Below are 4,358 nucleotides of genomic sequence, written 5' to 3' on the forward strand. Positions count from 1 at the left end.
CCGGGGCCGTCGCGGTCAAGTCGGTGCTCGCCTACCGGCACGGGCTGGCGGCCCCCGCCGAACGCCCCGCCACCGCGGCCGTGGTGGCCGCGGCCGGCGCCCACCTGCGCGCCGGGCAAGGCCGGCTGACGGATCCGGTGCTGCTGCACCACCTGCTCTGGACGGCCGTGGACGTCTGCGCCGAGCTCGGCCTGCCGCTCCAACTCCACACCGGCTTCGGCGATCCGGACCTGACCCTGCACCGGGCCGACCCGTCGCTGCTGACGGACTTCGTGCGGGCCGCCGAGCCCAGTGGCGTCCCGCTGGTGCTGCTGCACGGCTACCCGTACCACCGGCAGGCCGCCTGGCTGGCCCAGGCCTTCCCGACGGTGTACACCGACCTCGGGTTGACGGCCTCCTACACCGGGCCGCGGGTGGCCGCGGTGCTGGGCGAGATGCTGGAGCTGGCCCCGTTCGGAAAATTGCTGTTCTCCACCGACGCCTACGGGCTGCCCGAACTCTTTCTGGTGGGGACCTGTCAGTTCCGGTACGGACTGGGCGCGGTGCTGGCGGACTGGCAGGCCGACGGCGCCTGTTCCGCGGCCGACGCCGAGCGGGTGGCGGGCCTGGTCGCGGGCGGCAACGCGCGTCGGTTGTACGCGTTGTAGCGGCGCGATCCGCGCTGGTGGCCGAGGTTCCGAGGGGTGTGGCCGCACGTCGGCGAACCATCACTTTTTAACACTCTTGACCTCTGTTTCCCTGTTGACCCCCGAACGGTCGCATCCCGGTTTCTGGTTCAGATGTGACGATTAGATGACTACCTCTTGCGCTTATAAGCAAATATTCATTAGCGTCCCGGTCATTCCCAAGCGCACCTGCCACCGCAGCTGCCGCCTTGACGACTCGGGAGGCCAACCCTCATGCGTGTTCCTCGGATCAGCGGTACCCGGTACGCGGCAGTGGGCGTCGTGCTCGCCACTGCCGGCGCCCTCGCGCTGCCGGCCGGCACCGCCGTCGCGGCCCCCGCGGCCGACCCGACGACCGGTCCGGTGATGAGCTACGTCGTCAACACCAAGGCCAACCACGGTCAGGTGCAGAAGGTCGAGAAGGCCATCACCGGCCTCGGCGGCACGGTGGTCCAGTCGTACGAGCAGGTCGGCGTCGTGGTCGCCCGCTCGAACGACACCAAGTTCGCCGAGAAGCTGCGCCTGGCCAAGGGCGTCGACTCGGTCGGTGCCAGCCGCACCAAGGGCATCCAGGCCTCCGACCAGGGCAAGGCCGACGTTGCCGCCGAGCCGGCCGCCGCGGCCGCCCCGGGCCAGGAGCCCTACGACGCCTACCAGTGGGACATGCGTCAGATCGGTGCCGACAAGGCCCACAAGATCTCGCTCGGCAGCCGCAACGTCACCGTCGGCGTCCTGGACTCCGGCATCGACGCCACCCACGAGGACCTGGCCGCCAACGTGGACGCCTCGCAGTCGGTCTCCTGCATCGACGGCAAGACGAACACCGACTGGAAGGCCTGGCAGCCGACCACCAGCGACCACGGCACCCACGTGGCCGGCACCATCGGCGCCGCCAAGAACGGCAAGGGCATCGTCGGTGTCGCGCCGAACGTCAAGCTGGCCGCCGTCAAGGTCGTCGACGACGGCGGGTTCATCTACCCGGAGAACGCGGTCTGCGGCTTCGTCTGGGCCGGCGAGCACGGCTTCAAGGTGACCAACAACAGCTACTTCGTCGACCCGTGGATGTTCAACTGCAAGACGGACAAGGACCAGGCCGCCATCTCGGACGCCGTCCGCAAGGCCGTCGCCTTCTCGCAGCGCAAGGGCGTCCTCAACGTCGCCGCCGCCGGTAACGAGAACCTCGACCTGGCGCACAAGACCGTCGACGTGGCCAGCCCGGACGACACCACCCCCGCCTCCCGCCCGGTCACCAACGACTGCCTGTCGCTGCCGACCGAGCTGCCCGGCGTCGTCGCCGTCTCCGCGGTGGGCTCCGAGGGTGTCAAGGCGTACTACTCCAGCTACGGCAAGGGCGTCGTCTCCGTCACCGCGCCCGGTGGCGACCGCCGCTTCCAGCTCCCGGACACCCCCGACAAGGACGGCCGCATCCTGTCCACCATCCCCGGTGGCAAGTACGGCTACATGCAGGGCACCTCGATGGCCACCCCGCACGTCGCCGGCGTGGTCGCGCTGCTCGCCAGCACCTTCCCGTGGGCCAGCCCGGACGAGCTGACCGAGATGCTGACCAGCCACGCCGAGTCCGTCCCGTGCCCGAAGGGCGAGTTCAACCCGGGCGGTGCCGGTGCCTGGAAGGCCACCTGCGAGGGCACCACGAACGACAACGGCTTCTACGGCGCGGGCCTGGTCAACGCCGAGAAGGCGGTCCAGTGGTGGCGCTGACGCGCTGACCGCGGACAGCACTGAACAGTAGAACCGGGGAGCGGGCCCACAGGGTCCGCTCCCCGGTCGCGTTCCCACCCGTCGGCGTTCCGGCCGCGTCGGGCCCGAACCCGGCTAGCCCTCGTCGGCGTACTGCTCCCAGGCCGTCTCCACCGACGGCTTGCCGTGCAGGTCCGGTACGTCCCGCAGCCAGGCCGGCCGCCCGGCCCTGGTCCGGGCCGCCCGCCGCCGCTCCGCCTCGCGCAGCTGCTCGGGCGTGGCGAAGCCCTCCGGCAGCCACTCCTCGGAGAGCACCACCCGGGCGGCGAGATGGGCGACGTAGGCGTGCCGGACGGCGTCCACCGAGTCGAAGCCGGGCTCGCCGGCCAGCCACTCGTCCGGGACGAGCGCCGCCACCTCCTCCAGCAGCGGCACGGTGACCAGCGGCCCGAGCTCCTCGTCGGCCAGCCGGACGTCCGGGGCCGAGCCGCCGAGCGCGTGGGCGCTGAGGTCGTACCGCTTGCCGACCGAGGCCTCGGCCCCCGCCCAGCGGTGGTGGAAGATCAGCGCGGCGCCGTTGTCGATCAGCCAGAGCCGCCCGTGCCAGACCACCAGGTTGGGGTTGTGCACGGTGCGGTCGACGTTGCCGGTCAGGGCGTCCAGCCAGACCACCCGGCCGGCCTCGGCCGAGTCCACGGTGATCATCCCCGGCCGGAAGTCCCGCGCGCCGGGCAGCAGGTCCATCCCGAGGTTGACCCCGGCGCTGGCCTTGAGCATGTCCTGGATCTCGGCGTCCGGTTCGTCCGCGGCGACGGCCGGGTCGAAGTCCACCAGCCGCAGCTCCGGCACCCGCAGGCCCAGCCGCCGGGCCAGCTCACCGACGATGACCTCGGCGATCAGCGCCTTGCGGCCCTGCGCGGCCCCGGTGAACTTGACCACGTATGTGCCTAGGTCGTCGGTCTCCACCACGCCCGGAACGGAGCCGCCGGCCCGCAGCGGGTCGACGTAGCGCACAGCAGTCACCAGATCGAGCACACCGGCCACCCTATCCCGCCGCGTCGCGGGCTGGACCCTGTGATTGGCTTGCCGGACAGAGCGGTTCCCACCACATGAGGAGAGCAAGGTCATGGGACAGGTGCAGGCCACCACCGAGCGGGTCTACGACGCCGCGCCCGAGCGGGTGTACGAGGCGCTGGCCGACTACCAGGTGACCCGCCCGAAGCTGCTGCCCGCGCAGTACAGCGAGTACGAGGTGCGGGTCGGCGGCACCGGTGCCGGCACCCAGGTGCACTGGAAGCTCCAGGCCACCGAGAAGCGGGTGCGCGACTGCCTCTTCACCGTCTCCGCGCCCGAGCCCGACCAGCTGGTCGAGAAGGACGCCAACTCCAGCATGGTGATCACCTGGACCGTCTCGGCCGTCGGCGAGGGCCGCGCCAAGGTCACCGTGACCGCCACCTGGCAGGGCGCCAGCGGCATCGGCGGCTTCTTCGAGCGCACCTTCGCCCCGAAGGGCCTGAACCGGATCCACGACCAGGTGCTGGCCAACCTGGCCGCCGAGGTCCGCTGAGGCCCACCGAGGTCCGCTGAGGCCCACCGAGGTCCACGTGGGTCCGCCGGGGCCACCGCGGTCCGTCGGCCCCCGGATTCGCCAACCGCGCGATTCGCGCGCGTAGATCCATCGAACCGCTCGAATCGCCCGGGGATTCGAGCGGTTCGGTCTCCCGTACGAGCCGAAAGCCGTACGGGTGGCCGAACCGCCACCTGCGGGTGACGGGGGCCGCCCGGCACCGGTGGGCCACCCTAGGCTCGCCGCCGTGCATATGACGATCCTTCACATTTCCCAACCGGTGGACGGCGGGGTCGCCCGCGTCGTCGCCGATCTGGTCCGGGGCCAGCGGGAGGCCGGCCACCGGGTGCTGGTCGCCTGCCCGCGCGGCGGGCGGCTGGCCGCGGAGGCCGCCGCGGTGGGCGCGCTGGTCCAGGACTGGCCCGCCC

General features: G+C 71.7%; 5 protein-coding genes. 4 read left to right on the forward strand and 1 reads right to left on the reverse strand.

Annotated elements, in window-relative coordinates:
• Both AE652_RS36215 and AE652_RS36220 read left to right on the forward strand, forming a co-directional pair.
• Positions 1 to 647 (forward strand): amidohydrolase family protein (locus tag AE652_RS36215; protein WP_049659263.1); only part of this gene is annotated, 647 nt, incomplete at its 5' end.
• Between the two features lie 252 nt (positions 648 to 899).
• Complete coding sequence (locus AE652_RS36220) at positions 900 to 2,384, forward strand: S8 family serine peptidase (protein WP_049659264.1); 1,485 nt, start codon at positions 900 to 902, stop codon at positions 2,382 to 2,384.
• Between the two features lie 114 nt (positions 2,385 to 2,498).
• On the opposite strand, the gene AE652_RS36225 is transcribed toward AE652_RS36220, so the two are convergent.
• A complete protein-coding gene (locus tag AE652_RS36225; protein ID WP_049659266.1) occupies positions 2,499 to 3,398 on the reverse strand; it encodes a HipA family kinase in 900 nt (299 codons plus the stop codon).
• 91 nt (positions 3,399 to 3,489) lie between these two features.
• Between AE652_RS36225 and AE652_RS36230 the strand changes: the two genes are divergently transcribed.
• Complete coding sequence (locus AE652_RS36230) at positions 3,490 to 3,930, forward strand: SRPBCC family protein (protein ID WP_049659265.1); 441 nt, start codon at positions 3,490 to 3,492, stop codon at positions 3,928 to 3,930.
• 253 nt (positions 3,931 to 4,183) lie between these two features.
• A partial coding sequence (locus AE652_RS45710) for a glycosyltransferase family 4 protein (protein ID WP_234348664.1) occupies positions 4,184 to 4,358 on the forward strand: 175 nt, incomplete at its 3' end.

It is taken from the genome of Kitasatospora sp. MY 5-36 (genome assembly GCF_001182915.1).
Taxonomy (GTDB): Bacteria; Actinomycetota; Actinomycetes; order Streptomycetales; family Streptomycetaceae; genus Kitasatospora.

What these genes read in the sequence shown, in the direction of transcription:
- AE652_RS36220 (WP_049659264.1), top strand. Translation starts at nt 900, where the DNA reads ATGCGTGTTCCTCGGATCAGCGGTACCCGGTACGCGGCAGTGGGCGTC.
- AE652_RS36230 (WP_049659265.1), top strand. Translation starts at nt 3,490, where the DNA reads ATGGGACAGGTGCAGGCCACCACCGAGCGGGTCTACGACGCCGCGCCC.